This is a genomic window from Nocardia inohanensis NBRC 100128 (genome assembly GCF_001612945.1).
GTDB classification, from domain to species: Bacteria; Actinomycetota; Actinomycetes; order Mycobacteriales; family Mycobacteriaceae; genus Nocardia; species Nocardia inohanensis.
This window is the reverse complement of sequence record NZ_BDBK01000001.1, coordinates 260,014-282,955: the sequence shown is the minus strand read 5'-3', so window position 1 is coordinate 282,955 and position 22,942 is coordinate 260,014. Positions and strand designations below refer to the sequence as shown.

The window sequence follows — 22,942 nt, the reverse complement described above, 5'->3', positions numbered from 1 at the left end:
TGGCGGATCTCTCAGCCCATCCGGCGCGGACCGATGTCGAACCGGCTGGGTTCCGGGCCGATCCGCACCCGGCCGTACAGCACCGCCGCACCTTCCGGGGCGGCCATGATCGGTTCGCACAGCAGCTCGCGCACCTCGGGCAGGTCGTCGCAGAGCGCCGAAATCCGTTGCGCCAGTTCGGCCAGCGCGGCCCGGTCCACCGGTTTGCCGAGCTCGCGGCCCGCGACCGTGCCCGAGAGCAACGGGGCCGCGCGCGGTGCGTCGATCAGCTCCGCCGATTCGGCCTCGGTCAGCGGCAGCGCCCGGTACACCCGGTCGCCGAGCAGATCGATGATGGTGCCGGAGAGGCCGAAACTGATCACCGAACCGAAGGACGGATCGTCCTGGACGCGGAACATACAGCCGACGCCCTTGGTGGCCATGCGCTGAATGTGCACCGGGTTGCCGGAGATCTGGGCCAGGTCGGTGTACGCGCGCCGGACCTCGTCCGAACGCCACAGGTCCAGGCGCACCCCGGTGAGGTCGGGGCGATTGCGCCACATCTCCCCCGTCGCCTTGGCGGCCACCGGGAAGCCGAGATCCTCGGCGGCGGCCACGGCGGCGTCGGCGTCGCGGGCCTCCCGGAATTCCACGATGCCGATGCCGTAGCAGCCCAGCAGTTCCGCCGCCTGGAGATCGGTGAGCCAGTGCGCGGCGTCCTCGGACATCCACTCCCCCACCAGTTCCCGGGCGCGCGCGGTGTCGAGGCCGTCCGGGCGGGCGACCGGGGAGATGGGGCGGGTGCGCCAGTCGGCGTAGCGACGCACCCGGGCCAGGGTGCGGGCCGCGCGCTCGGGGTCGCCGAAGGCCGGGATGGAGCCGCGTTCCAGCATGCCGCCCGGCCCGCGGGTGGCGAGCAGGTTCGGCATGCCCTGGTCGGCGACGAAGGTGGTGAGCACCGGTGTGGCGGGGTCGGTCAGCGCGCCGGCGCGGATCGCTTCGGCGAAGGAGGCGACCGCGGTGGGCACCGGGGGTGAGTAGATGACGATGACCGCGTCCACGTCCGGGTCGGAGACCGCCGCGGCCACCGCCGTCAGATAGTCGGCGGGGCTGCCCTGCGGGCCGAGGTCGATGGGCTCGCCGACCTCGAGTCCCTCACCGCGCGCCGCGTCCACCGCGAGCCAGCTCAGCGCGGCGCTGTTGCCGATCACCGCGGCGCGGCGGCCGGCCGGCAGGGGTTGATAGGCGAGCAGCATGGCGCAGTCGAAGAGCTCGGTGATGGAATCGACCTGGATGATGCCCGCCTGCGCGAACAGGTTGCGCACCAGTGCGCGATCCAGGTCCGGTTCGCCGTCCACGCGGCCCCCGTGGCGGCCGCTGTTCACGGCCACAATGGGTTTGGAGTGCGCGACCCGGCGCGCGATGCGGGAGAACTTGCGCGGGTTGCCGAAGGTCTCCAGGTAGAGCAGCACCACATCGGTGTCGGGATCGTTGTCCCAGTACTGGAGCAGGTCGTTGCCGGAGACGTCGGCGCGGTTACCGGCCGAGACGAAGGTGGACAGGCCGAGCTGGCGGGCGGCGGCCTCGCCGAGGATGGCCGCGCCCAAAGGCCCGGACTGGCAGAAGAATCCGATGCGCCCGCGCCCCGGCAGTACCGGCGCGAGGGTGGCGTTGATGGCGACCGCCGGATCGGTATTGGCGATGCCGAGCGCGCTGGGGCCCACCACCCGCATGCCGTGGGCGCGGGCGGCGTCGACGAGTTCCCGTTCGGCGGCCCAGCCGCGCGGCCCGGTCTCGGAGAATCCGGCGGTGAGCACCACCAAACCCTTGACGCCCTTGGCCATACAGTCGTCGAGCACCGAGCCGATCTCGGTGGCGGGCACCGCGATCACCGCCAGATCGACCTCGTCCGGGATATCGCGCACCGTCGGGTACGCCCGCACGCCCCGTACCGAGGTGCGATTGCGGTTCACCGGAAACACCGGTCCCGGAAACGATCCGGAGAGCAGGTTGGCCAGCACCGCGCCGCCCACCCGCCCCGTGGACGGCGTCGCGCCGATGACCGCCACCGATTTCGGCGCGAGCAGATTCCCCACACTGCGCGCCTCGGAGGCGCGCTCCCGCGAATCCCGCACGGACTGCAAGGCTTCGGTGGGGTCGATCGCGAATTCCAGATGCAGCACCGAGCCGTCGCGGCTGCGCTCCACCTGATATCCGGCATCCCGGAACACCTGCACCATGGCGTTGTTCTCGGCCAGCACCTCGGCCACGAAGCTCTCGATATCGTTCTCCGCCGCCGCACCGTTGAGATGCTCCAGCAGGATCGATCCCAGCCCGCGCCCCTGGTGCTCGTCGGCCACCACGAACGCCACCTCGGCGGCGCGCGGCCCGGGCCGTTCCGCCAGGAACTCGTAGCGCCCCACCGCGATGATGTCGTCGCCGAGCTCGATGACCAGCCCGACCCGATCCCGATAATCCACGTGCGTGGTGCGATACAGATCCTTCGGCGTCATCCGCGGATACGGCCCGAAGTACCGCAGATAGCGCGTCCGATCCGAGAGCCGGGAATGGAACCGCTCCATCCCTGCTGCGTCATCGGGAGTGATCGGCCGCAAACGCACCACCCCGCCGTCGGAGGCCAGCACATCCGCGAACCAATGCTCCGGCGGCGGAGGCGGATTCACCGGCGTCCCCGGCAGATCCACCGTGGGAACAAGGCTCCCCGCGGCGGACACCGCCCCGGCAGGACGGGGGCCGGGCTCGGCCGCCGGACCACTGGGGTTCGCGGGCGTGCTGCCGCCGGTGGGCGCGCCATCGCCGGGCGGGCGGGTGGGGTCAGTCACGGGGATCCTCCGGATCCAGGCCGAGCAGACCGAAAGTCGCTCGGCGCGTTGCCAATACGGATGTGTCGAGGGCGCGGCGCGCGCGGTCGGCGCGGTCGTCGCCGGTTTCGCGGCCGCCGCCGGGGCCGTCCCAGCGGTCGAAGTCCACGGGTGCGCCGTCGCCCATGGTGCGGGGCGGCGCGATGGTGGGGGCATAGGCGGTGACCTGGTCGGTCCAGTCCGGGGGGATGGGGGTGTCGGGGTCGATATCGCTGTCCAGGGCGGCGGCGAGCAGGTGGGTCCAGGCGCGGGGGACGACGCGGATGAGCCCGTAGCCACCGCCGCCGACGGCGAGCCAGCGGCCTTCGGCGTAGCGATCGGCGAGGTCGCGCATGGCGATGAAGGCCGCCCGCTGACCGTCCACGCTCAGTTCCAGATCCGCCAGCGGGTCCTCGCGATGGGTGTCGACGCCGCACTGGCTGATCACGATCTGCGGGCGGAACGCCGCCAGCGCGCCGGGCGCGATCGCGTGGAAGCCGCGCAGCCACAACTGGTCCCGGGTACCCGGCATGATCGGGAGGTTGATCTTGGTGCCTTCGGCCTTGCCGCCGCCGGTCTCCTCCGGCCATCCGGTGTTGGGCCACAGGGTCGCCGGATGCTGATGGATCGAAAGGGTCAGCACCCGTGGGTCTCCGTAGAACATGCGCTGCACGCCGTCACCGTGGTGCACGTCCACATCGAGGTAGGCGATGCGGTCGAAACCGTTCTCCAGTAGCCACGAGATCGCCACCGCCACATCGTTGTACACGCAGAACCCGGCCGCGCTGTCCGGCATGGCGTGATGCATGCCCCCGCCGATGCTCACCGCCCGCCGAGTCCGCCCCGCCGCGATCTCCTGCGCGGCCGCCAGGGTTCCGCCCACGATGACCGAGGCCGCCTCGTGCATGTGCGGGAACACCGGATTGTCGGCCGACCCCAGCCCGTAGGGCGGATTCAACGGCACCGCGCCGTTCGGCGGCACCGCGTGCTTGACCGCCTCCACGTAATCGTGGGTGTGCACCCGCAACAGTTCGGAATCCCCGGCCGCCGCCGGCGCGAGCGTCTCCACCCCGTCGAGCAGCCCCAGCCCGCGCGCCAAAGCCATGGTGAACTGCAATCGCACCGGGCGCATCGGATGCTCCGGCGTCCAGGTGTAGTCCAGGAACCTGTCGGTCCACACTACGGTTCCGTCTCGACCCACCGCGCCAGCCATACCTGCCACGCTAGTGCGTACCGGGCGCTCGTACTCTAGTGACACCGCGACGCCGTCATACCGGGGCGAAGGCGCTGTGACCCGAGAAACCCGAGGGGAACACGCAGCCCGTCCTCGGTGTTGTCTCCGTGTTCGCGAAATATGCTGTCGCCCGGTGCAGCCGCCGTGCATGGGTAGAATTCGTGCCGACGAAGGGGTTAACAGGTGAAGGATCTGGTCGACACCACGGAGATGTATCTCCGTACCATCTACGACCTCGAGGAGGAGGGCGTCACGCCGTTGCGCGCCCGTATCGCCGAGCGTCTGGAGCAGAGCGGGCCGACGGTCAGCCAGACGGTGGCGCGGATGGAACGTGACGGTTTGCTGACCGTTGCCGGTGATCGCCATCTCGAACTGACCGACAAGGGCCGGGCCATGGCGGTCGCCGTCATGCGCAAGCATCGGCTCGCCGAGCGCCTGCTGGTCGACATCATCGGATTGGACTGGCAGAACGTGCACGCCGAGGCGTGCCGCTGGGAGCACGTGATGAGCGAGGAGGTGGAGCGCCGCTTGATCCAGGTGCTGAACAACCCCACCACCTCTCCGTACGGCAATCCCATTCCGGGGCTGGACGAGCTGGGCGTGGTCGCCAGCGCGAGCGGCGAGGAGAAGCTGGTGCGGCTGTCGGATCTGCCCGCGGGGCAGACCGTGGCGGTCGTGGTGCGCCGGCTCTCGGAGCACATCCAGACCGACCCCGAGGTCATCAATCAGCTGCGTGAGGCCGGTGTAGTGCCGGACGCGCGTGTGACCGTCGAGACCAAGCCGGGTGCGGTGATCATCTCGGTGCCCGGTCACGACGGGTTCGAACTGTCCGACGAGATGGCGCACGCCGTCCAGGTGAAGTTGGTCTGATACGTGAAGCTGCTGGTTACCGGAGGCGCGGGCTACGTCGGTGGCGTCTGCGCACAGGTCCTGCTCGAAGAAGGCCACGAGGTCGTGGTCGTCGATGATCTCAGCACCGGCAACGCCGACGGCGTGCCCGCCGGGGCGAAGTTCGTGGAGGGCGATATCGCCACCGCGGGCGTCGAGCTCATCGAGGCCGAAAACTTCGACGGGGTACTGCATTTCGCGGCGCAGTCGCTGGTGGGAGAGTCGGTGGTGGCGCCGGAGAAGTACTGGCACGGCAATGTGGTCAAGACCTTGGCGCTGCTGGAGGCCATGCGCGCCGCCGGCACCCCGAGGCTGGTGTTCTCCTCCACCGCCGCGGTGTACGGCGAGCCGGAGCAGGTGCCGATCGTCGAGACCGCGCCGAAGCTGCCGACCAACCCCTACGGCGCTTCGAAGCTGTCGATCGACTATGCCATCACCTCGTACGCGGCGGCGCACGGGCTGGCGGCGACCAGCCTGCGCTACTTCAATGTGGCCGGCGCTTACGCCGGGCTCGGCGAGAACCGTGTGGTGGAAACCCATCTCATCCCCCTCGTCTTGCAGACGGCGCTGGGCCATCGTGAGTCGATCTCGGTCTTCGGCACCGACTACCCGACGCCGGATGGTTCGGCGGTGCGCGACTACATCCACATTCGTGATCTGGCGCAGGCGCATCTGCTCGCGCTCGCGCAGTCGCAGCCGGGTACGCATCGCATCTTCAATCTGGGCAGCGGCACCGGTTTCTCGGTGCGCGAGGTCATTTCGGCGTGCCGCCGGGTGACGGGCCTGCCCATCGCCTCGGTCGACGCGCCCCGCCGCCCGGGTGATCCGGCGGTGCTGGTGGCCTCCAGTGAGCGCGCCACCACCGAGCTGGGCTGGCGGCCGGAGCACACCGATCTCGACGAGATCGTCTCCGACGCCTGGGATTTCCTGCGCCTGCTCGGCGACCGCGCGCACAGCGCCCGCTGAGTCATCCCGAGCGTTTGCTGTCGAAGCAGGTCGCGAGGTTGACGCCGAGATCGGCGGCGGCCTCGCGACCGGATTCGGCCAGCCGGCGCAATCGGTGCGGCCGCATACCCGATTGCAGACCGGCATCCAGCAGCACCGCCACTTTGTGGGCCGGATCGCAGCTCAGCGCCGCCTCGAGGGCCACGCCCGCCAGCGGACCGTCCCCGCGCGCATAGGCGTGATAGGCGAGCAGCGTCGCGGCATAAACCCGATCCGCATCCGGTAATGCCCGGGTGAGTTGCAGCCAGAGCGCTTCCGCGGCATCGGCGTGCGGATCCTCGATGAGCGCGAACATGACATCCCGCACCGTCGAATCCCGCAGCGCCACAGCCACTTCGGCGAGCTCGGCCGCCCCCGGCAGCGCGCCGGCCGCCATCGCGGCGATCGCCTGCACCACCCGCCGCAGCGCATCGCGCGTGAACCGCTCGGGATCAGCGCACCGCAGCGCCCCGGCCGTTCGCGCGGCCGCGGTCTCCTCCTCCCGCGCCAGCTCCCGCGAAACCCTTTCCCGCAATTCGGCATCCACCGCCACCGACGCGGTCAGCTCATCCCGCGACCCGCGCATCGGCCGTCCCTCCAGCACCTGCCGCAGGGTGACCAGCGATGCCGCCGGATCCGGTTGTGTGCCCCGCCGTCCGGGCCCGTTCACACTCCACCACGCCTGCTCGGCACCGATCTCCCGCACCGCCCATGCCCCGGCGAGCGGCACTCCGTCGGCATCCAGCCGATGCTCCAGCGCCGCAATCAGATTCCCGTGCTGCCGTGCCCGCACTCCCCGATGCCGCCGCCCCGGCACCGTGGCCCGATCATCGACGATCAGCGCGATCGCCGAGACGGCTTGCCGCTGTGCACACAGCCGCGCCACTCGATCCACCATCTCCGCCGTGGCGACCCGCCCCTGGCTCTCGAGATCCATCCGGGCCACCACATCCACGGCCGACGCAGGGCCGCCGTCGATTTCGGTGCGCAGCACGGTCACCACCAGCGACCGCTCCGGCATGAATCCCAGCATCGCCGGCACCGCCGCGATGAACTCCCCCGGATCCCGCAACCGCGGTTCGAGATCACGGGGTGACGGGCCAGGCAGGTCGGGCGGGCCGAGGATGGGCTGCGAGCCGGGGGCCGGGGGCGTGGGTTCGGTCGGTGTCGTCATGGCATCGAGGGTGCGCCGGGCCCGGCGGCCGACTGCGAGGGTGACCTGGGATTTTGTTGCGGCTGTGGAGAGTTCGGCGCGCCGGGGACAAATCGGTGTGGCGTCAAGCTTCGAGGCCGGTGTTTGTCGGTGGGCGGTGTTATCTTGCGCGCTCGGCGATAGCCCCACGTCATGCGTGAAATGCATGGCTATGCAACGGTTTTCATTTCTGCCGACCGGTCGGTGCCGCGCTGTTAGAGTCCGCCGAGGTACTCATCGGGAGTACCGGAAGGAAGTAGTACACGCAGATGAAGAGCACCACATTCACCGGCGTCGCGGCCGCCGCCCTGGCAGCGGTAGCCGTGCCCGTCGCCCTGGCCCCTGCGGCTTCGGCCACCACCGAACAGGTCCGGGTCGACAATGTCTCCGCCGGCGAGACCTGCGCGGTGGGCAAGGCCTGCTATGTGCGGGTGCGCCTGACCGGCGACAACCGGCTCGACGATGTCACCATCACGGTGAACGGCACTGTCATCGGTTATGCCGTGCCGGCGCAGGAGACCTGGGACACCGGGGCGGCGACCGCCGAGGTCACCTGGGTGCCGTCGGATTACGGGAATTTCACGATCGTGGCGCGGCAGGGTAGTTCGTCCGCGTCGGTGAATTACGAGCTGAAGCGGCCGGCCGCGCCTTCGACCGGATCGTTCGGGCTGGGCTGAGTCCCGCCGGAACCGGGCTGGGCAGAGCCCGAGTTCCGCGTACCCCGGGCCCTGCCTTCGCATCCCGCTCCCCGATCGCCACCCCTAGGCGGGGCGGGCCTGCGCGAGCATCTCCAGATAGTGCGGGTTGGTCATGATGCCCAGCACATTCCCGAACGGATCCACCACCGATGCGGTGACGAAGCCGGTCCCCGCGCCGCGCTCGGTGATCGGTTCGAATTCCTTCGCGCCCGACTCCAGCAGCCGCGCGAACGCGACCTCGATGTCATCGACGTGCCAGTTCAGGATCTGACCGCCCGGCAGATCCGGCCGGCTCGGCGCGTACTTGCGGTTGATGATGCCCAATTCGGCCTGATAGTCGCCGATGCGGAACTCGTAGTAACCGCCCGGCACCTGGAAATACGGCGGCACGCCCAGCAATTCGGCATACCAGTCCTTGGCCGCCTCGAGGTCGTCGGCGTAGTAGTTCACGGTCGCCATGCCACGCAACATCGTCGTTCTCCTTCAAGCTCTTCCGCTGTGGATGTATCCAGTCTCGCGCTTAAAGTGCGCAACGAATGAGCACTTTTACCGGCAGAATTCCCGAGTATGCGAGCGGATCGATTGGTGGCGACGCTGCTGTTCATGCAGCAGCGCGGACGCGTGACAGCGGCCGAGGTCGCCGCGGAGCTGGAGATATCGGTCGCGACGGCCCGCCGCGACCTGGAAGCCCTGTCCACCGCCGGGATTCCGGTGTATCCGCAGCCCGGCCGAGGCGGCGGCTGGCAGCTGGTGGGTGGTGCGCGCACCGACCTGAGCGGCCTCAACGCCGACGAAGCACAAGCCCTGTTCCTGCTGCTCGGCCCGGTGACCACCGCCGCCCCGGCTACCAAATCCGCCCTGCGAAAGCTCCTGCGCGCCTTACCCCAAACCTTCCGCGACGAAGCCCAGGCCGCCGCCGACGCCGTCGTGGTCGATCCCGCCCGCTGGGGTGAACGCGACGACCAGCCGCCGCCGCTGGTCGCCGAATTACAACGAGCCGTGGTGCGCCGCCGCAAGATCCGCTTCGACTATCGAGCAGCCCGCCGCGACCAGCGGAGTCAGGACGAGCACCGGGTCGGCGAGGGATCTGTCGGTCGGGTCGCCGATCCGTGGGGCCTGGTCGACAAGGACGGCATCTGGTATTTGGTCGCCGGTACCGAGCGCGGGCAGCGGACCTTCCGGGTCGATCGAATGACGGCGGTCGAGGTGACGGGCGAAACCGCCCGGCGCCCGGCCGAATTCGACCTCTCCACGGCGTGGTCGGCGGTAGTCGAGGAGGTCGAGCGGCATCGATCCACGCTCGCGGCGAGCGTGCTGGTCCCGCCGGAGTTGCTGCCCGTGCTGCGCCATCAGCAGGGCCGCCATTGCGAAGTCGACGGTCCGATCCCGGACGGGCGAATCCTGGCTCGTATCACCGCCCCGACACCGACCATGATCGCCCAGCAACTCGCGGGCTGGGGTGCGGCGCTGGAGGTGACCGGTCCGGATTCGGTGCGTGCCGAACTGGCCCGGCTCGGTGCCGAACTCGTCGCACGCTACCGGCCGAGCTGAGCCGCAGCCACGCTCCGGCACCCGTCCGCACGCCGCTGACCACCGGTTTCCTTGCCAATGATTCCATCGGCTTGCGGCCGGTGACCCACGCCGCTAACGCTGCCTATTCATATCAGAACCGAATCACCTTGCAGCACTTTCGAATTCACCAAAATGCCTGGTCCGGCGCTGGTACCGTCCGCCCCGGCGCCCCTCCCCGGCGCCGGAAGGAAGTAGGTAATGACGAAGTCCCTATTCACCCTGGGCGCGAGCATTCTCGGCGCGCTGGCCGCTTCGGCGCTCGCCGCCGCCCCGGCTTCGGCCAGCATCGAAAGCATCGCGGTCACCGGCACCTCGCCGGGTTCCTGGTGCAAGACCGACAGCGGCGGTTGCTCCATCGTCGTCGAGCTCAGCGGCTCCTCGAAGTACTCCGACGCGGAATTCCTGGTCGACGGCGTCTCGCTCGGCACCGCGCCCGCCGTCACGGACCTGCTCGGCAAGACCACGGCAACCAAGGCGTGGAACCCCACCGAGTCCAAGATGTACACGGTGCAGGTCAAGCAGAGCGGGTCGATCTCGACCATCACGTATCTCGTGGGCAAGGGCAACGGCAGCACCGGCGGCTGCTGGTGGATGCCGAGCGGATCCTCGATGCCGGGCTCGGCGGGCACCGGTTCGGCCGGATCGGGTTCGGGCGGTAGCGGTTCCGCGGGCTCGGGTTCGTCCAGTGGATCGGTGAACACGGGTTCGTCCAGCGGCTCGGCCTGCTAGTCGGGTGACCGGGAGCCGAGAGGGTGAACAGGGGTCGGCTCCCTTCCGCGCGATCTCAGCCCTTGCGCACCTTGCTCACCGCGGTGGTGAACAGCGAATCCAGCGCTTCGGCATCGCTTTTGCCGTCGCTGAAGGACATGTAGGTGACATTGATCCGCACATCCCCGACCTGCCCCAGCAGCGTCTGCATGCTGCGCGTGGTGCCCGCCGAGCCGCCGCCGGAGCGTACGGTGCGGCGCAGCGCGATGGTGTCGTCGGCATCCAGCGGCGGCGGCGGATCGAGTTCGGTGGTGATGGTGGCGCTGGTTCCCGAGTGCCCCACCTGCACGGTTCCACAGCGCTGCAATTGATCTCGCAGCCCCGACAGCGACTGGTCGCTGCGGGTCAGTTCGACGGTGAGCGTGGCCCGGGTCGCGTCATCGGTGCCGACCATCACGGCGGGCCCGGCGGCCGGCGCGGCCGGCGCGCACGTACTCGGATCCACCTGCGCCCCCGGCAGTACGCCGTCCAGATCATTGGCCGCCTGCGTGGCGGTTTCGGCGGTCAGGGTGACCGCGGGGTACCGCTTCGGGAATTTCGAAGCGTCCGGCAGCAATCGAGCCAGCGAATCATCCACCTGCGCGGCGGTCACCGGCCCGCGCGCCGACACCGGCTGTCCCGACACCTCGGTCCCGCAGGCGGCGAGCAGACACCCGAGCACGGCGGCTCCCACTGCGCGTACGGGTTTGCGGGACAGGCTGCGAGCGGGTGTGCGGCTGGCTGCCGGCGCGGGCGCGGAGCACCTCGGCGCGAGCACTGAGACCAGCCGCGGACCCGGCGAATCCGGCGCGATCACGTGTCCACTATGCCGAATTTCGGCTGTTCACACCGAATGCCACGCCGCGCGGCGAGTCTTCGGAATGCGGGCTCGCAACACCCGGGAATGCGGGTACCCCACCGGTGTGTTGCAGCCGTGGTGCGGGCAGTGCACGAGCTGCCGAGGCATGAGGGACAATATGAATGGTCCGGTACCGCGCCGAGAGCGAGTAGGCAGTCGCGGCAGATGGGTCGCCGCGTTCCTCGCACCGCGAGGCGGACCACGCAGGAGAGGAGTACGCGATGGCGGACTACGAGTCGCGCATGTATGAGCTGGAGTTCCCGGCTCCCCAATTGTCGTCCGAGGACGGCGCCGGCCCGGTGCTGGTGCACGGCCTGGAGGGTTTCACCGACGCGGGTCACGCGGTGCGCCTGGCCACCACTCATCTGCGGGAGAGCTTGGAGGCCGAGCTGGTCGCCTCCTTCGACATGGACGAGCTGCTCGACTACCGGTCGCGGCGTCCGCTGATGATGTTCAAGACCGATCACTTCTCCGATTACACCGAGCCCGAGCTCAATCTGTGGGCGCTCAAGGACACCGCCGGAACCCCGTTCCTGCTACTGTCCGGGCTGGAACCGGATCTGCGGTGGGAGAAGTTCGTCACCGCGGTGCGGCTGCTGTCCGAACAGCTCGGGGTGCGCCGGACCATCGGTTTGAGCGCGATCCCCATGGCGATTCCGCACACCCGCCCGCTCGGGGTGACCGCGCACGCCAGCGACAGCGACCTGATCGGCGAGCATCAGCGCTGGCCGGGTGAGCTTCAGGTGCCGGGCAGCGCATCGTCGCTGCTGGAGTACCGGATGGCTCAGCACGGCCACGAATCGGTCGGCTTCTCCGTGCATGTCCCGCACTACCTCACCCAGACCGCCTACCCCGAGGCCGCGCAGACGCTGCTGGAGAACGTGGCCGAGAACGCGGGCCTGGAACTGCCCCTGGCCGCGCTGACCCAGGAGGCCGCGAAGGTGCGCGAACAGGTCAACGAGCACATCGCCGGCAATTCCGAGGTCGAGACCGTGGTGGCTGCCCTGGAACGCCAGTACGACAGCTTCGTCACCGCGCAGGAACGCCAGTCCAGCCTGCTGGCCAGCGAGAACGAACTGCCCACCGGTGACGAACTGGGCGCGGAGTTCGAGAAGTTCCTCGCCGAGCAGGCCGGCTTCAACGACGGCGAAGGCGACGCGCCCCTGCGCTAGCCGGACGCGCAGCGCACCGATACCGGCCGCTGATCGGCGGCCCGGTAACGTTGGGCGACGTGCAGCTGTCCGAATTGGTTCCCGACCGTGCCGTGCCCGATGTGGATCCCGACTGGCTGTACGAGACATTCGCGGAATGGGCCGAGGGCGAGGGCTTCTCGCTCTACCCGGCCCAGGAAGAAGCGCTGCTCGAGCTGGTGACCGGGGCGAACGTCATCCTCAACACCCCGACCGGTTCGGGTAAATCGATGGTCGCCCTGGGCGCGCATTTCGTGGCGCTCAACAAGGGCATCCGCAGCTACTACACCGCACCGATCAAGGCCCTGGTCAGCGAGAAGTTCTTCGCGCTGTGCGAGGTGTTCGGCGCGGACAAGGTCGGCATGGTGACCGGCGACGCGGCGGTGAACCCGGACGCGCCGATCATCTGCGCGACCGCCGAGATCCTGGCGAACCTGGCCTTGCGCGAGGGCGCGAACGCGCCCGTCGGCCAGGTGATCATGGACGAGTTCCACTATTACGCCGATCCGGATCGCGGCTGGGCCTGGCAGACGCCGCTGATCGAATTGCCCAATGCCCAATTCCTGCTCATGTCGGCCACTCTCGGCGAGGTCGACTTCTTCGCCGAGGACCTGACTGAGCGCACCGGGCGGTCCACCGCGATCGTCTCGGGTACGGAACGTCCCGTGCCGCTGAGCTTTTCCTACGTTCGCACCCAGATCACCGAGACCCTCGAGGATCTGGTCACCACCAGTCTCGCGCCGGTGTACGTCGTGCATTTCACCCAGGCCGCCGCGATGGAACGCGCGCAGGCGCTGATGAGCGTGAACATGTCCTCCAAAGCCGAGAAGGAGGCGATCGCCGAGGCGCTGGGCGAATTCCGGTTCGCCACCGGATTCGGTAAGACGCTCTCACGGTTCATCCGGCACGGTATCGGCGTGCACCACGCGGGCATGCTGCCCAAGTACCGGCGGCTGGTGGAGAAACTCGCGCAGGACGGGCTGCTGAAAGTGGTGTGCGGCACAGACACCTTGGGGGTGGGTATCAATGTGCCCATTCGCACGGTGCTGCTGACCGGGCTGACCAAATACGACGGGGTGCGCACGCGGCGATTGAACGCCCGTGAATTCCATCAGATCTCGGGGCGGGCAGGCCGCGCCGGATACGACACTTTGGGCACCGTGGTGGTGCAGGCTCCCGAGCACGAGGTGGAGAACGCCCGGCTCATCGCCAGAGCCGGTGACGATCCCAAGAAGCTGAAGAAAGTCCAGAAGCGCAAGCCGCCCGAGGGTTTCGTGTCCTGGTCGGAGGAGACCTTCGATCGCCTGGTCGCGGCCTCGCCCGAGCCGATGCAGTCGCGATTCAACGTCACCAACGCCATGCTGCTGAATGTGATTGCGCGCAAAGGCAATTGCTTCTACGCCATGCGGCATCTCCTCGAAGAGAATCATGAACCGCGCGCCGCGCAGCGCAAACACATTCTCAAAGCGATCCGGCTGTATCGCGCGCTGCGGGACGCGGGTGTGGTGCAGCAGCTCGACGAGCCCGACGAATTCGGCCGGCACGCCCGGCTCATGGTGGATCTGCAACGCGATTTCGCGCTGGATCAGCCACTGTCCCCCTTCGCTTTGGCGGCCTTCGAACTCCTGGACAAGGAATCGCCGACCTACACCCTCGATGTCATCTCGCTGATCGAATCCACCCTGGAAGATCCGCGCCAGCTGCTCATGGCCCAGCAGCACAAGGCGCGCGGGGTGGCGGTCGCGGAAATGAAGGCCGACGGCATCGAATACGAGGAGCGCATGGAACTCCTCGAAGAGGTCACCTGGCCCAAACCCCTGGCCGAACTCATCGAACCCGCCTTCGAGACATATAAGGGCGGGCATCCCTGGGTCTCGGAATTCGAGCCCTCCCCCAAGTCCGTGGTGCGGGAAATGGTGGAGCGCTCGCTGACCTTCGCCGAGTTGGTCTCGCAATACGAGCTGGCGCGCTCCGAAGGCGTGGTGCTGCGCTATCTCGCCGACGCCTATCGCGCGCTGCGCCGGACTGTGCCGGAGCAGGCCCGCACCGAAGAACTCGACGACATCACCGAATGGCTGGGCGAGCTCATCCGCCAGGTCGACTCGAGCCTCCTCGACGAATGGGAGCAGCTCACCAATCCGGGCGCGGAATCCGACGATCAGCAGGTCGCTTTCGGCGCGGAGACGGTCCGGCCCATCTCCGCCAACGAGCGCGCCTTCCGGGTCCTGGTGCGCAACGCCATGTTCCGCCGCGTCGAGCTGGCCGCGCTGCAACGCTGGGCGGCCTTGGACGAGTACGAGGACAACCTGGACTGGGAAACCGACCTGGCTCCTTATTTCGCCGAGTACGACGCCATCGGCACCGGACCGAACGCGCGCGGCCCGAAGCTGTTCCAGGTCGAGCAACGCCCCGGCTTCTGGCATGTGCGCCAGGTGCTCGACGATCCCGCCGGTGATCACGGCTGGTCCCTGAACGCCATCGTCGACCTGGCCGAATCCGATGCGGCGGGCGAAGTGGTCTTCGACGAACTGAGCATCACCGCGGGCTGATTCGCCCGGTTCCACCACAGCGCCGTCCCACCGGGGCGGCGCTGCGCGTTCACGCTTTCGTCAGATCCAGCACCGGATTACTGCACCGTCCGGGCGGTACCGTGACGAAGTCGACCGGCCGTCGGTTAGTTTTCCGCGGCCCGGCACGTGTAGTGTCGCCCCCTGTTGCCTATCGCCGCCTCAGCGCCCGATCGAAAAGAGTTCCCTTAGATTGACCGGCCGAAACCTGCCCGAATCGCCCTGCCTCGTCGTCGACCTGGACCGGGTGCGCGCGAACTACCGCGCCCTGCAAGCCGCGCTGCCGCAAGCGCGAATTCGCTTCGCCGTCAAGGCCAGTCCGCTACCGGAGATCATTCGGCTACTCGATGACGAGGGCGCGGAGTTCGACGTCGCGTCCATCGGAGAGATCGAACTCTGCCTCGCGCAGGGCGTCGACCCGGCCGTCATGTGCTACGGCAATCCCATCAAGAAGGCCGCGCAGATCGCCACCGCTTATGCGCTGGGTGTGCGGCGCTTCGCCTTCGATACCGAGGACGACGTGCAGCGCATCGCCGAGCACGCGCCCGGGTCCGAGGTGGAGTGCCGGTTCCTGGCTTCCGCGCCGCAATCGCAGACGCCGTTCGGGACCAAGTTCGGTTGCGCGCCGGGCGAAGCCGTGCACCTGCTGGTGCGGGCGCGCGATCTCGGGTTGCAGGTCGCCGGGCCGTACTTCCACGTGGGATCGCAGCAACTCGATCCCATCGCCTGGCAGATCGGCATCGAGCAGGCCGGGGCCATCTCGGAAGCGTTGGCGGTCAAGGACATTCCGGTCACCTCCGTGAATATCGGTGGCGGCCTTCCCATTTCGTACGCCGACCCGGCTCCCGGTGTCGGCGAACTCGGTGCGGTGATCGCGGCAGCGGCCGCCGCCCATCTCCCGGAACACACTGCGCTCGTCGTGGAACCCGGTCGCGCCCTGGTGGGCAATACCGGTGTGATTCACGGCGAAGTGGTGAATGTTCGCCGAGCGCCGGACGGGCGGCGCTGGATATACCTCGATATCGGCCGCTACAACGGCATGGCCGAAACCGAGAACGAGTACATCGCATACCGTTTCCAGACCGATCGCGATGACGATCCGATGGACGAAGCGGTAGTCGCCGGGCCGACCTGTGACGGCGACGATGTACTGTATCAACGCACACGGGTCCTTCTTCCGACCACGTTGCGAGCCGGTGATTCAATTCGAATCCTCGAAACCGGTGCTTATACGGCGAGCTATTCGTCGGTGTCCTTCAACGGTTTTCCGCCTCTGACTGTTCATGTCATTGGCGCTGAGCGAGAGTGAGTTTAGCCATGACGGCAGAATTCACCGGCTGGCATGTGCTGGCCGAGTTCGGTGGTGTCGACGCTGATCTCTGCGACGACATCGAACGACTCGAAACCGCGCTTCGAAAATCGTTGGTCGCCGCGGGGGTGACCATCTGCGATGTCGTGCGCAAGAAGTTCGAGCCGCAGGGTGCCACCATCCTGGCTCTACTGTCGGAGTCGCACGCCTCGATTCACACCTACCCGGAATCGGGTGACATCTTCGTCGACGTGTTCACCTGCGGCAGCATCGGCGCCGGCGCTACCAAGGCCGTCGAACTGCTCAAGGACGAGCTGTCGCCGAAGTCGGTGAACATGGAGGTCATCCAGCGCGGCCACAACGCTCGCCGGATCCACGAGCCGGTCGGCGAGGGCCTGACCCGGGTGTGGAACATGTCCGACGTCATCGTCGACACCAACACCCCGTACCAGCACATGGTGATCGCGGAGACCGAGCAGGGCCGGTCCCTGTTCTCCGACGACGACCGCCAGTCCACCGAGTTCTCGCAGCTCACCTACCACGAGGCCATGCTGGTCCCGGGGTACGCGCTGGCCGAGAAGCTGGAGAAGGTCCTCATCATCGGCTCCGGTGAGGGCGTCGCCTCCCAGATGTCGGTGGCCGCGGGCGCTTCGCTCGTCGACCACGTCGACATCGACCAGCTGGAGGTGGAGCTGTGCGCCGAGCACCTCCCCTACGGCTACACCCAGGCCGACCTGGCCGAGGCGGTCGCGCAGACCGGCCCGATCAAGATGCACTACGCCGACGGCTGGGACTTCCTCGCCAAGGCCGAGGCAGCCGGGGTCCGCTACGACCTCATCTGCATCGACCTGCCCGATGAGCGCGTCGAAGACGCCCAGCACAACCGTCTCTACGAGGACGACTTCCTCAACCGCTGTAAGGCCCTGCTGTCCGAAGGTGGCGTCCTCGCCGCCCAGGCCGGCTGTCAGACCATGTGGCGCAACGAGACCCTGAAGCGTTCGTGGACCCGCTTCCACAACCTCTTCGAAACCGTCGTCCCCTACGTCTCGGACGAGCACGAGTGGACCTTCATCTTCGGCACCCCGAAGGCCCTCGAGGACCCGGTCGCCAAGATGACCACCACCCTCTCGACCCTGCCCTACAAGGCCGAGACCATCGACGAGCGGGCCCTGGTCCGCGGCGCCATCGAACCGCACGCCCTGCGCGTCGGCGTCAACGCCTAGTCGATACCGTTCCCCCGCAGCGCCCCGCACGAATTCGTGTGGGGCGCTGCGCTTTTCACCCATGCGAACCATCAGGAAAATCGGATGAACCACGGTCGGGTACGGCACGGGCCCGGATCGGCCTGCACTCCGGCGGATCGGGATTCCTTCGTGGCGGCGGCCGGTGCCGGGAAATTCGACTCCCCGGTCACGATTTGATTTGCTCGAAAGTAACGAGTGGGACGCAGGCGCGATAATCGACCCAGAACAACACCTACTCAGGAGGTCGAAATGCTATCTGCGAAGCGGATTGCTGCCAGCGTCTTCGTTGCCACCGCGACCGCGGGTGGCATGCTTGCCGGTGGCGGGTCGGCCCAGGCCGACGTACCGGTGTGGCAAGCCAACTGTCACGTGTACAACATCTTCAATACCGGCGGGATGGCCAATTGCGAGCTGCCCACTTGGCATCAGGTGAAGCTCACGTGCGTTGCCTGGCCGGTGCCGTTCACCTACTGGAAGTACGGCCCGATCCAGTACGGGCAGAACCAGTCGTGGGCCAGCTGCGATTCGCTCGGCGCGCTGGTGAACGTCGAGGTCATCCAGGCGTAGGCCGGATGGGCATGAGTCTCCCCTGGTCGTCGGCGTCACTGTCTGGGACAATTCTCTTCATGTGGCGGACATTGGCGCGGCGGCCGGGGGATGTTTTGCGGGCTCGGATGGAGTGGGGGATTCGGGACGAGTGCTCGGTGCTGGTCCACGCGCCCGTGGGAACGGTGTGGGAGATGATCTCCGATGTCACGCGCACCGGCGGATGGAGTCCGGAAAACCGTGGGGCGCTGCGTATTACGGGACGCACGGAACCGCTGCCGGGGAGCTGGTTCCTCGGGTTGAATCGCATCGGGCCGGTGCCGTGGGTTACCCCGTGCGAGGTGACGGTGGTCGATGCGCCGCGGCAGTTCGAGTTCCGGGTGTACGGGATCGGCACGTGGTGGGGGTACCGGCTGCGGGCGGTGGACGGCGGCACGCTGGTCACCGAGTACCGGGATTGGCCGGACTCGTCCTTGCTGGCCAAGATGCTGCGCTGGTCGGGGCCGATCGGCAAGCCGCGCGACAATCTCGCCCTGGCGAACATGTCCCGTTCACTGCACCGGCTCCGCGAGGTCGCCGAAGCCGGCCGGCGCGCATAGCCGGGCGATCGGCGCTACTGCGCAGCGCGCAGCTCAGCCGCGAACGCGTAGTCCCGCCGCCAATCCTGGCCGGTCGGAGCGAGCACGACCCTTTCGACTCCGGCAGCCTCGTACGCGGCCAGTTCCTCCGCGGCCTGCCGCGGATCCGGCGACAATGCCGGGGCGACAACGCTGACCGCCGGCGCAGGCCGCCGGTGCCGCTCAGCGAGTTCACGCAACTCGCTCATGAGGCCCGGTAGCTGGTCCAGACCCGGATTGATCGGCATCCACGCATCACCGTAGGCGGCGGCCCGACGCCGCGCCCGCGCACTGTTCCCCGCGATCAGCACCGGCGGCATCGGCGCACCCGGCGACAATGCGACCTCCACTCCGCTGTCGAGCGTAACCGTCTTACCGCCAACCAGTTCCGGCAGAATCGCCAGCGCACGATCGGTCCGAACCCCGCGCTCCTCGAACGGCACACCCGCTGCGCGCCAGCCGATATCACCGTGCGCGGGATTCCCGGTTCCGACCCCCAGCAACAGCCGCCCATCCGAAATCTGTTGCAGCGTGGCGATCTCCTTCGCCGCCCACGCGACCGGTCGCAACGCCACCAGCATGGAGAGGAATCCGACCCGAACCCGGTCGGTCACCGCCGCGGCCGCGGCGAGCGCGACCACACTGTCGAGCATCGGCGCACTCGCCACGAGATGATCTGTGACCCACAAGGATTCGAGCCCGCCGGCCTCGGCCGCCCGCGCGCTGTCCCGCACCTCCCGCCCACCGGACGCAGCCGCATCAGGTCCCGAAGTGGGCAGAAATACGCCGATCCGAACTACCACGATTGCCTCCGCTTTCACGAGCCGTTGATTCGCCACCAACGCTAAGCCGCGCGCCCGAGCGTTCCAATGTGCGATTCGCTCGGCATCATGCCCGAGACGCTTACCCCGGGAATCGGAGTTTTGCTCCACTCCGACCGCTCTTCCGTCAGAAAAGTGATCGCAGGCAGGGTTTAGTGGAGCAAAACTCCATGGGCCGTCGTCGCCCGAGGGTTGACTTGGAGTGCGCTCCAAGTCGTAGCGTCGATCGGGTGAGCACGGCTCACGGCAAGCATTCCGGCACTACCAGGAGGACCCTCGAATGATCGCGACCAGGAAACTCGGCAAACTGACCGTGGGCGCGCAGGGACTCGGATGCATGGGCATGAGCTCCGCGTACGGCGTGCACGACAACGACGACGAATCGATCGCCACCATCCATCGCGCACTGGATCTCGGTGTGACACTGCTGGATACGGCCAACGTGTACGGCCCGGAAACCAATGAGCGACTGGTGGGACGTGCGATCGCGGACCGCCGCGACGAAGTGGTACTGGCCACCAAATTCGGAATCGTCTGGGGCGAAGGCGGTTCCATGGGCGCCCGCGGCGACGCGGCCTACGTGAAGCAATGCGCCGACGAATCCCTCTCCCGGCTGGGCGTCGACCATATCGACCTCTTCTACCAGCACCGAGTCGACCCGAATGTGCCCGTCGAGGAAACCTGGGGCGCACTGTCCGAGCTGGTACAAGCCGGAAAGGTCCGCTACCTGGGAATCTCCGAAGCGTCCGCGGACACCATCCGCCGTGCCCATGCCGTCCATCCGGTGACGGCCCTGCAATCCGAATGGTCCCTCTGGACCCGCGACATCGAAACCGAAATCGTCCCCGCCTGCCGCGAATTGGGCATCGGCATCGTCCCCTTCTCACCCCTCGGCCGCGGCTTCCTCACCGGCGCGATCACCTCAGCCGCAGACCTCCCCGAAGACGACATGCGCCGTCGCCTCCCCCGCTTCGCCGACGGCAACCTCGACCAGAACCTCGCCATCGTCGAAACCCTGCGCACCCTAGCCGAGGAAAAAGGCGTCACCGCAGGTCAATTGGCCCTGGCCTGGGTCCAGAGCCGAGGCGACGACGTGGTCCCGATCCCGGGCACCAAACGCCGCACCTACCTGGAGCAGAACACCGCAGCCACCGAAATCACCCTCACAACTGAGGATCTCGCCCGAATCGAGGCCGCCGCCCCCGCCGATTCGGTGGCCGGCGCGCGGTATCCGGAGGAGCTCGCCCGCGCGGCCGGAAAGTAACCGCGCCGACCTCGGCGCAGCCCTGGGTATGGCCGGTCTGCTTGCCGCTCTCGACGAACTGGCCCCGGAACCGGGTAGCCGCTGGTCAGAGCGGGCTAACATGTACTACGACCTCGTGTGGTCAACGCTGTCCGGTACCGCCCGTTCCGCATTGGAGGCAATGATGACCACGTCTCAGCGTGAGTTGCGTTACCACATCGAAGGCTGCTCCGACGTGGCCGAATTGGAGCGGTGGACCAGGCGGGCGGCGGTTGCCGAATCCATCGCGGAAGTATTCGCCTGACGGGGTTGGAGTATCGCGGGCATGCGGATTTCGGTTGCGGCGGACGAGGACGCCGGTGTGGCGGGGGCGGTCGTGGCGGAGCTACGGGAGCGCGGGCACGAGGTGATTGTGCACGGTGCATTGGCTCCTGGTGAACGCGACGACTGGGCGTGGGCGAGCGAGCTCGCGGCGCGGGACGTGGCTGAAGGCCGGGCAGAGCAGGCCGTGGTGTGCTGCTGGACGGGCACCGGTGCATCCATTGCGGCCAATAAGGTTCCGGGGGTGCGGGCAGCGCTGTGCGTCGATGGCTATACCGCGGGCGGGGCACGAAAGTGGAACGATGCGAATGTGCTTGCTTTGAGCCTGCGGCTGACGTCACGGGCTCAATTGGGCGAGATCCTCGATGCCTGGTTCGCGGGTACGCCGAGCACCGATCCCGTCGATGCCGCGAATATCGCGCATGTCGACGGGATCGGTTAGTGGCGGCGAGGAGTCGTCAATCCTGGGCGAGGTGCGCGTATTCGGTGCGTAGTTCGCGTTTGAGGATTTTGCCGCTCGGGTTCTTGGGCAGCGCTGTCGCGAAGGCGATGTGTTTGGGGACCTTGTAGCCGGCCATGCGCTGTTTGCAGTGGGCGAGAACGGATTCCGTGGTGGGCTGGGTGCCGGCGCGCGGGACGATGATCGCGGTGACGGCCTCGATCCAGTGCGGGTGCGGGAGGCCGACCACGGCGGCCTCGGAGACGTCGGGGTGCTGGTAGAGGATTTCCTCGACCTCGCGGCTGGCCACGTTCTCGCCGCCGGTTTTGATCATGTCCTTTTTGCGGTCCACGACGCTGAGGTAGCCGTCGGTGTCGAGGACGCCGAGGTCGCCGCTGTGGAACCAGCCGTTGCGGAAGGCTTCCGCCGTCTTCTCCGGGTCGTTCCAGTAGCCGAGCATGGCGTGCGGTGAGCGGTGCACGATCTCGCCGACCACGCCGGGGGCGAGGGGCACATCATCGTCGTCGACCACGCGGGTTTCTACGTTCAGGCCCGCGCGTCCGGCGGATCCGGGTTTGGTGAGCTGGTCTTCGGGGGCGAGAATCGTTGCGAGCGGGGCCAGTTCGGTTTGGCCGTAGAAGTTGGTGAGAGCGACGCCGGGGAGGCGCTGGGCCAGTTCCTGGAGGACTTCGACCGGCATGATGCTCGCGCCGTAGTAGCCCTTGCGCAGGGACGACAGGTCGTAGGTGTCGAAGTCGGGGTGGCGGAGCAGGGAGACCCAGACCGTGGGCGGGCAGAAGAGTTTGGTGGCGCGTTCGGTCTGCACGGTGCGCAGGATGGTCGCGGGGTCGGGGCCTTGCAGCACGATGCTGGTCGCGCCCAGGTAGATGTCGGGGGTGAGGAAGCAGTGCAGCTGGGCGCAGTGGTAGAGCGGGAGGGCGTGGATTTCGATGTCGTCGGCGGTCATTCGGCCGTCGATGACGGTGGTGACGTATTGGGAGATGAGGCTGCGGCTGGAGAGGGTCGCGCCCTTGGGGCGGGACTCGGTGCCGGAGGTGTACATGATCTGGATCGGGTCGTCGTCACCGACGTGCACTGCCGGTTCCGAGGCATCGGGGTGGGTTTCCCAGGCCGACACGTCTTCCCAGTTCGCGGCGGCGGGCGCGCCGGACAGGGCGATCCAGCCGCGTAGTCGAACGGTATTGCCGTCCAGCTGTTTCAGCGCCGCTTCGGCTTCGGCGGCCAGCGCGTCCTCGGCGACCAGGGCGATCGCGCCGGAGTGCTGGAGGATGTAGGCGACCTCGTCGGCGGTGAGCATGAAGTTGATCGGCACCGAGATCGCGCCGAGCCGGGCCAGTGCGAAGTACAGCAGCACGAACTCGCGGCAATTGTGCGAGTAGAGGGCGACCCGATCGCCCTGTGTCACACCGCGATCGGCGAGGCTGTGCGCGACCCGGTTGACGGCGGCGTCCAGCTCGGCGAAGGTTTCGCGCCGGTCCCGCCAGACCAGCGCGGTTTTCTCCGGTTGCCGGGCGGCGCTGCGCCGCAACAGATCCCCGAGGGACTGGCGGCGCGCGGCCGCGACGGTACTGGTGGGATCGGAAGGCACGGCGTTGTCCATGCGATCACGT

General features: G+C 67.9%; 20 protein-coding genes. 13 read left to right on the top strand and 7 right to left on the bottom strand.

Features of this window, described 5'->3' with window-relative positions; all coding sequences use genetic code 11:
* Window positions 1–11: 11 nt before the first annotated feature.
* Together NI1_RS01325 and NI1_RS01320 are read right to left on the bottom strand one after the other, a co-directional pair.
* The gene (locus NI1_RS01325) at window positions 12–2,822 is read right to left on the bottom strand and encodes a bifunctional acetate--CoA ligase family protein/GNAT family N-acetyltransferase (protein ID WP_084522449.1); all 2,811 of its coding nucleotides are present in this window, start codon (window positions 2,820–2,822) and stop codon (window positions 12–14) included.
* On the bottom strand, window positions 2,815–4,053 hold the full coding sequence (locus NI1_RS01320; protein WP_067813252.1) for an acetoin utilization protein AcuC: 1,239 nt from the start codon (window positions 4,051–4,053) through the stop codon (window positions 2,815–2,817). Before NI1_RS01320 ends, NI1_RS01325 begins: the two co-directional genes overlap by 8 nt.
* A gap of 204 nt (window positions 4,054–4,257) precedes the next feature.
* Between NI1_RS01320 and NI1_RS01315 the strand changes: the two genes are divergently transcribed.
* Window positions 4,258–4,944, top strand: coding sequence for an iron-dependent transcriptional repressor DtxR (locus NI1_RS01315; protein ID WP_067813251.1), 687 nt, complete (start codon window positions 4,258–4,260; stop codon window positions 4,942–4,944).
* A 3-nt stretch (window positions 4,945–4,947) separates the two neighbouring features.
* Window positions 4,948–5,928: a UDP-glucose 4-epimerase GalE gene (galE, locus tag NI1_RS01310; protein ID WP_067813249.1), complete on the top strand. Its 981-nt coding sequence runs from the start codon at window positions 4,948–4,950 to the stop codon at window positions 5,926–5,928.
* Between the two features lies 1 nt (window position 5,929).
* Here galE and NI1_RS01305 read toward each other — a convergent pair whose 3' ends face one another.
* Window positions 5,930–7,120, bottom strand: a complete 1,191-nt coding sequence (locus NI1_RS01305; protein ID WP_169815518.1) for a DUF4192 domain-containing protein — start codon at window positions 7,118–7,120, stop codon at window positions 5,930–5,932.
* Window positions 7,121–7,407: 287 nt separating this feature from the next.
* Here NI1_RS01305 and NI1_RS01300 point away from each other — a divergent pair, with 287 nt between their 5' ends.
* The gene (locus NI1_RS01300; protein WP_067813247.1) at window positions 7,408–7,815 is read left to right on the top strand and encodes a hypothetical protein; all 408 of its coding nucleotides are present in this window, start codon (window positions 7,408–7,410) and stop codon (window positions 7,813–7,815) included.
* Window positions 7,816–7,899: 84 nt separating this feature from the next.
* Here NI1_RS01300 and NI1_RS01295 read toward each other — a convergent pair whose 3' ends face one another.
* Window positions 7,900–8,307 (bottom strand): VOC family protein, encoded by a 408-nt coding sequence (locus NI1_RS01295; protein ID WP_067813245.1) that lies wholly within the window; start codon window positions 8,305–8,307, stop codon window positions 7,900–7,902.
* Between the two features lie 96 nt (window positions 8,308–8,403).
* On the opposite strand from NI1_RS01295, the gene NI1_RS01290 reads away from it, so the two are divergent.
* A complete protein-coding gene (locus NI1_RS01290) occupies window positions 8,404–9,387 on the top strand; it encodes a helix-turn-helix transcriptional regulator (RefSeq protein ID WP_067813243.1) in 984 nt (327 codons plus the stop codon).
* A 219-nt stretch (window positions 9,388–9,606) separates the two neighbouring features.
* A complete protein-coding gene (locus tag NI1_RS01285; protein ID WP_067813242.1) occupies window positions 9,607–10,137 on the top strand; it encodes a hypothetical protein in 531 nt (176 codons plus the stop codon).
* A gap of 55 nt (window positions 10,138–10,192) precedes the next feature.
* Here NI1_RS01285 and NI1_RS01280 read toward each other — a convergent pair whose 3' ends face one another.
* Entirely contained in the window at window positions 10,193–10,837 is a 645-nt protein-coding gene (locus tag NI1_RS01280; protein WP_245663015.1) for a DUF5642 family protein, read from the bottom strand.
* 398 nt (window positions 10,838–11,235) lie between these two features.
* Here NI1_RS01280 and NI1_RS01275 point away from each other — a divergent pair, with 398 nt between their 5' ends.
* From NI1_RS01275 to NI1_RS01250, 6 genes are all read left to right on the top strand, one after another.
* Window positions 11,236–12,186 (top strand): proteasome assembly chaperone family protein, encoded by a 951-nt coding sequence (locus NI1_RS01275; RefSeq protein WP_067813240.1) that lies wholly within the window; start codon window positions 11,236–11,238, stop codon window positions 12,184–12,186.
* A 59-nt stretch (window positions 12,187–12,245) separates the two neighbouring features.
* A complete protein-coding gene (locus tag NI1_RS01270) occupies window positions 12,246–14,753 on the top strand; it encodes a DEAD/DEAH box helicase (RefSeq protein ID WP_067815037.1) in 2,508 nt (835 codons plus the stop codon).
* Between the two features lie 226 nt (window positions 14,754–14,979).
* Complete coding sequence (locus NI1_RS01265) at window positions 14,980–16,080, top strand: type III PLP-dependent enzyme (RefSeq protein WP_067815036.1); 1,101 nt, start codon at window positions 14,980–14,982, stop codon at window positions 16,078–16,080.
* A gap of 8 nt (window positions 16,081–16,088) precedes the next feature.
* On the top strand, window positions 16,089–17,303 hold the full coding sequence (speD, locus tag NI1_RS01260; protein WP_067813239.1) for an adenosylmethionine decarboxylase: 1,215 nt from the start codon (window positions 16,089–16,091) through the stop codon (window positions 17,301–17,303).
* Between the two features lie 270 nt (window positions 17,304–17,573).
* Window positions 17,574–17,891 carry a hypothetical protein gene (locus NI1_RS01255; protein WP_067813236.1) on the top strand — a complete coding sequence of 106 codons (318 nt, stop codon included), beginning with the start codon at window positions 17,574–17,576 and terminating at the stop codon, window positions 17,889–17,891.
* A 59-nt stretch (window positions 17,892–17,950) separates the two neighbouring features.
* Window positions 17,951–18,469, top strand: coding sequence for an SRPBCC family protein (locus NI1_RS01250; RefSeq protein WP_169815517.1), 519 nt, complete (start codon window positions 17,951–17,953; stop codon window positions 18,467–18,469).
* A 14-nt stretch (window positions 18,470–18,483) separates the two neighbouring features.
* Here the strand turns inward: NI1_RS01250 and NI1_RS01245 are convergent, their stop codons facing one another.
* The gene (locus tag NI1_RS01245; RefSeq protein WP_067815034.1) at window positions 18,484–19,290 is read right to left on the bottom strand and encodes an LLM class flavin-dependent oxidoreductase; all 807 of its coding nucleotides are present in this window, start codon (window positions 19,288–19,290) and stop codon (window positions 18,484–18,486) included.
* A 298-nt stretch (window positions 19,291–19,588) separates the two neighbouring features.
* On the opposite strand from NI1_RS01245, the gene NI1_RS01240 reads away from it, so the two are divergent.
* Both NI1_RS01240 and NI1_RS01230 read left to right on the top strand, forming a co-directional pair.
* A complete protein-coding gene (locus NI1_RS01240; protein WP_067813232.1) occupies window positions 19,589–20,572 on the top strand; it encodes an aldo/keto reductase in 984 nt (327 codons plus the stop codon).
* A 304-nt stretch (window positions 20,573–20,876) separates the two neighbouring features.
* Window positions 20,877–21,314, top strand: coding sequence for an RpiB/LacA/LacB family sugar-phosphate isomerase (locus tag NI1_RS01230; RefSeq protein WP_067813228.1), 438 nt, complete (start codon window positions 20,877–20,879; stop codon window positions 21,312–21,314).
* Window positions 21,315–21,330: 16 nt separating this feature from the next.
* Here the strand turns inward: NI1_RS01230 and NI1_RS01225 are convergent, their stop codons facing one another.
* On the bottom strand, window positions 21,331–22,932 hold the full coding sequence (locus NI1_RS01225) for an acyl-CoA synthetase (RefSeq protein WP_067813226.1): 1,602 nt from the start codon (window positions 22,930–22,932) through the stop codon (window positions 21,331–21,333).
* Between the last annotated feature and the right edge of the window lie 10 nt (window positions 22,933–22,942).

Bases quoted from the DNA above. Each gene is read 5' to 3' on its own strand.
- NI1_RS01320 (WP_067813252.1), bottom strand. From the start codon at position 4,053: ATGGCTGGCGCGGTGGGTCGAGACGGAACCGTAGTGTGGACCGACAGG.
- NI1_RS01305 (WP_169815518.1), bottom strand. From the start codon at position 7,120: ATGACGACACCGACCGAACCCACGCCCCCGGCCCCCGGCTCGCAGCCC.
- NI1_RS01300 (WP_067813247.1), top strand. From the start codon at position 7,408: ATGAAGAGCACCACATTCACCGGCGTCGCGGCCGCCGCCCTGGCAGCG.
- NI1_RS01295 (WP_067813245.1), bottom strand. From the start codon at position 8,307: ATGTTGCGTGGCATGGCGACCGTGAACTACTACGCCGACGACCTCGAG.
- NI1_RS01290 (WP_067813243.1), top strand. From the start codon at position 8,404: ATGCGAGCGGATCGATTGGTGGCGACGCTGCTGTTCATGCAGCAGCGC.
- NI1_RS01285 (WP_067813242.1), top strand. From the start codon at position 9,607: ATGACGAAGTCCCTATTCACCCTGGGCGCGAGCATTCTCGGCGCGCTG.
- NI1_RS01275 (WP_067813240.1), top strand. From the start codon at position 11,236: ATGGCGGACTACGAGTCGCGCATGTATGAGCTGGAGTTCCCGGCTCCC.
- speD (WP_067813239.1), top strand. From the start codon at position 16,089: ATGACGGCAGAATTCACCGGCTGGCATGTGCTGGCCGAGTTCGGTGGT.
- NI1_RS01255 (WP_067813236.1), top strand. From the start codon at position 17,574: ATGCTATCTGCGAAGCGGATTGCTGCCAGCGTCTTCGTTGCCACCGCG.
- NI1_RS01250 (WP_169815517.1), top strand. From the start codon at position 17,951: ATGTGGCGGACATTGGCGCGGCGGCCGGGGGATGTTTTGCGGGCTCGG.
- NI1_RS01240 (WP_067813232.1), top strand. From the start codon at position 19,589: ATGATCGCGACCAGGAAACTCGGCAAACTGACCGTGGGCGCGCAGGGA.
- NI1_RS01230 (WP_067813228.1), top strand. From the start codon at position 20,877: ATGCGGATTTCGGTTGCGGCGGACGAGGACGCCGGTGTGGCGGGGGCG.
- NI1_RS01225 (WP_067813226.1), bottom strand. From the start codon at position 22,932: ATGGACAACGCCGTGCCTTCCGATCCCACCAGTACCGTCGCGGCCGCG.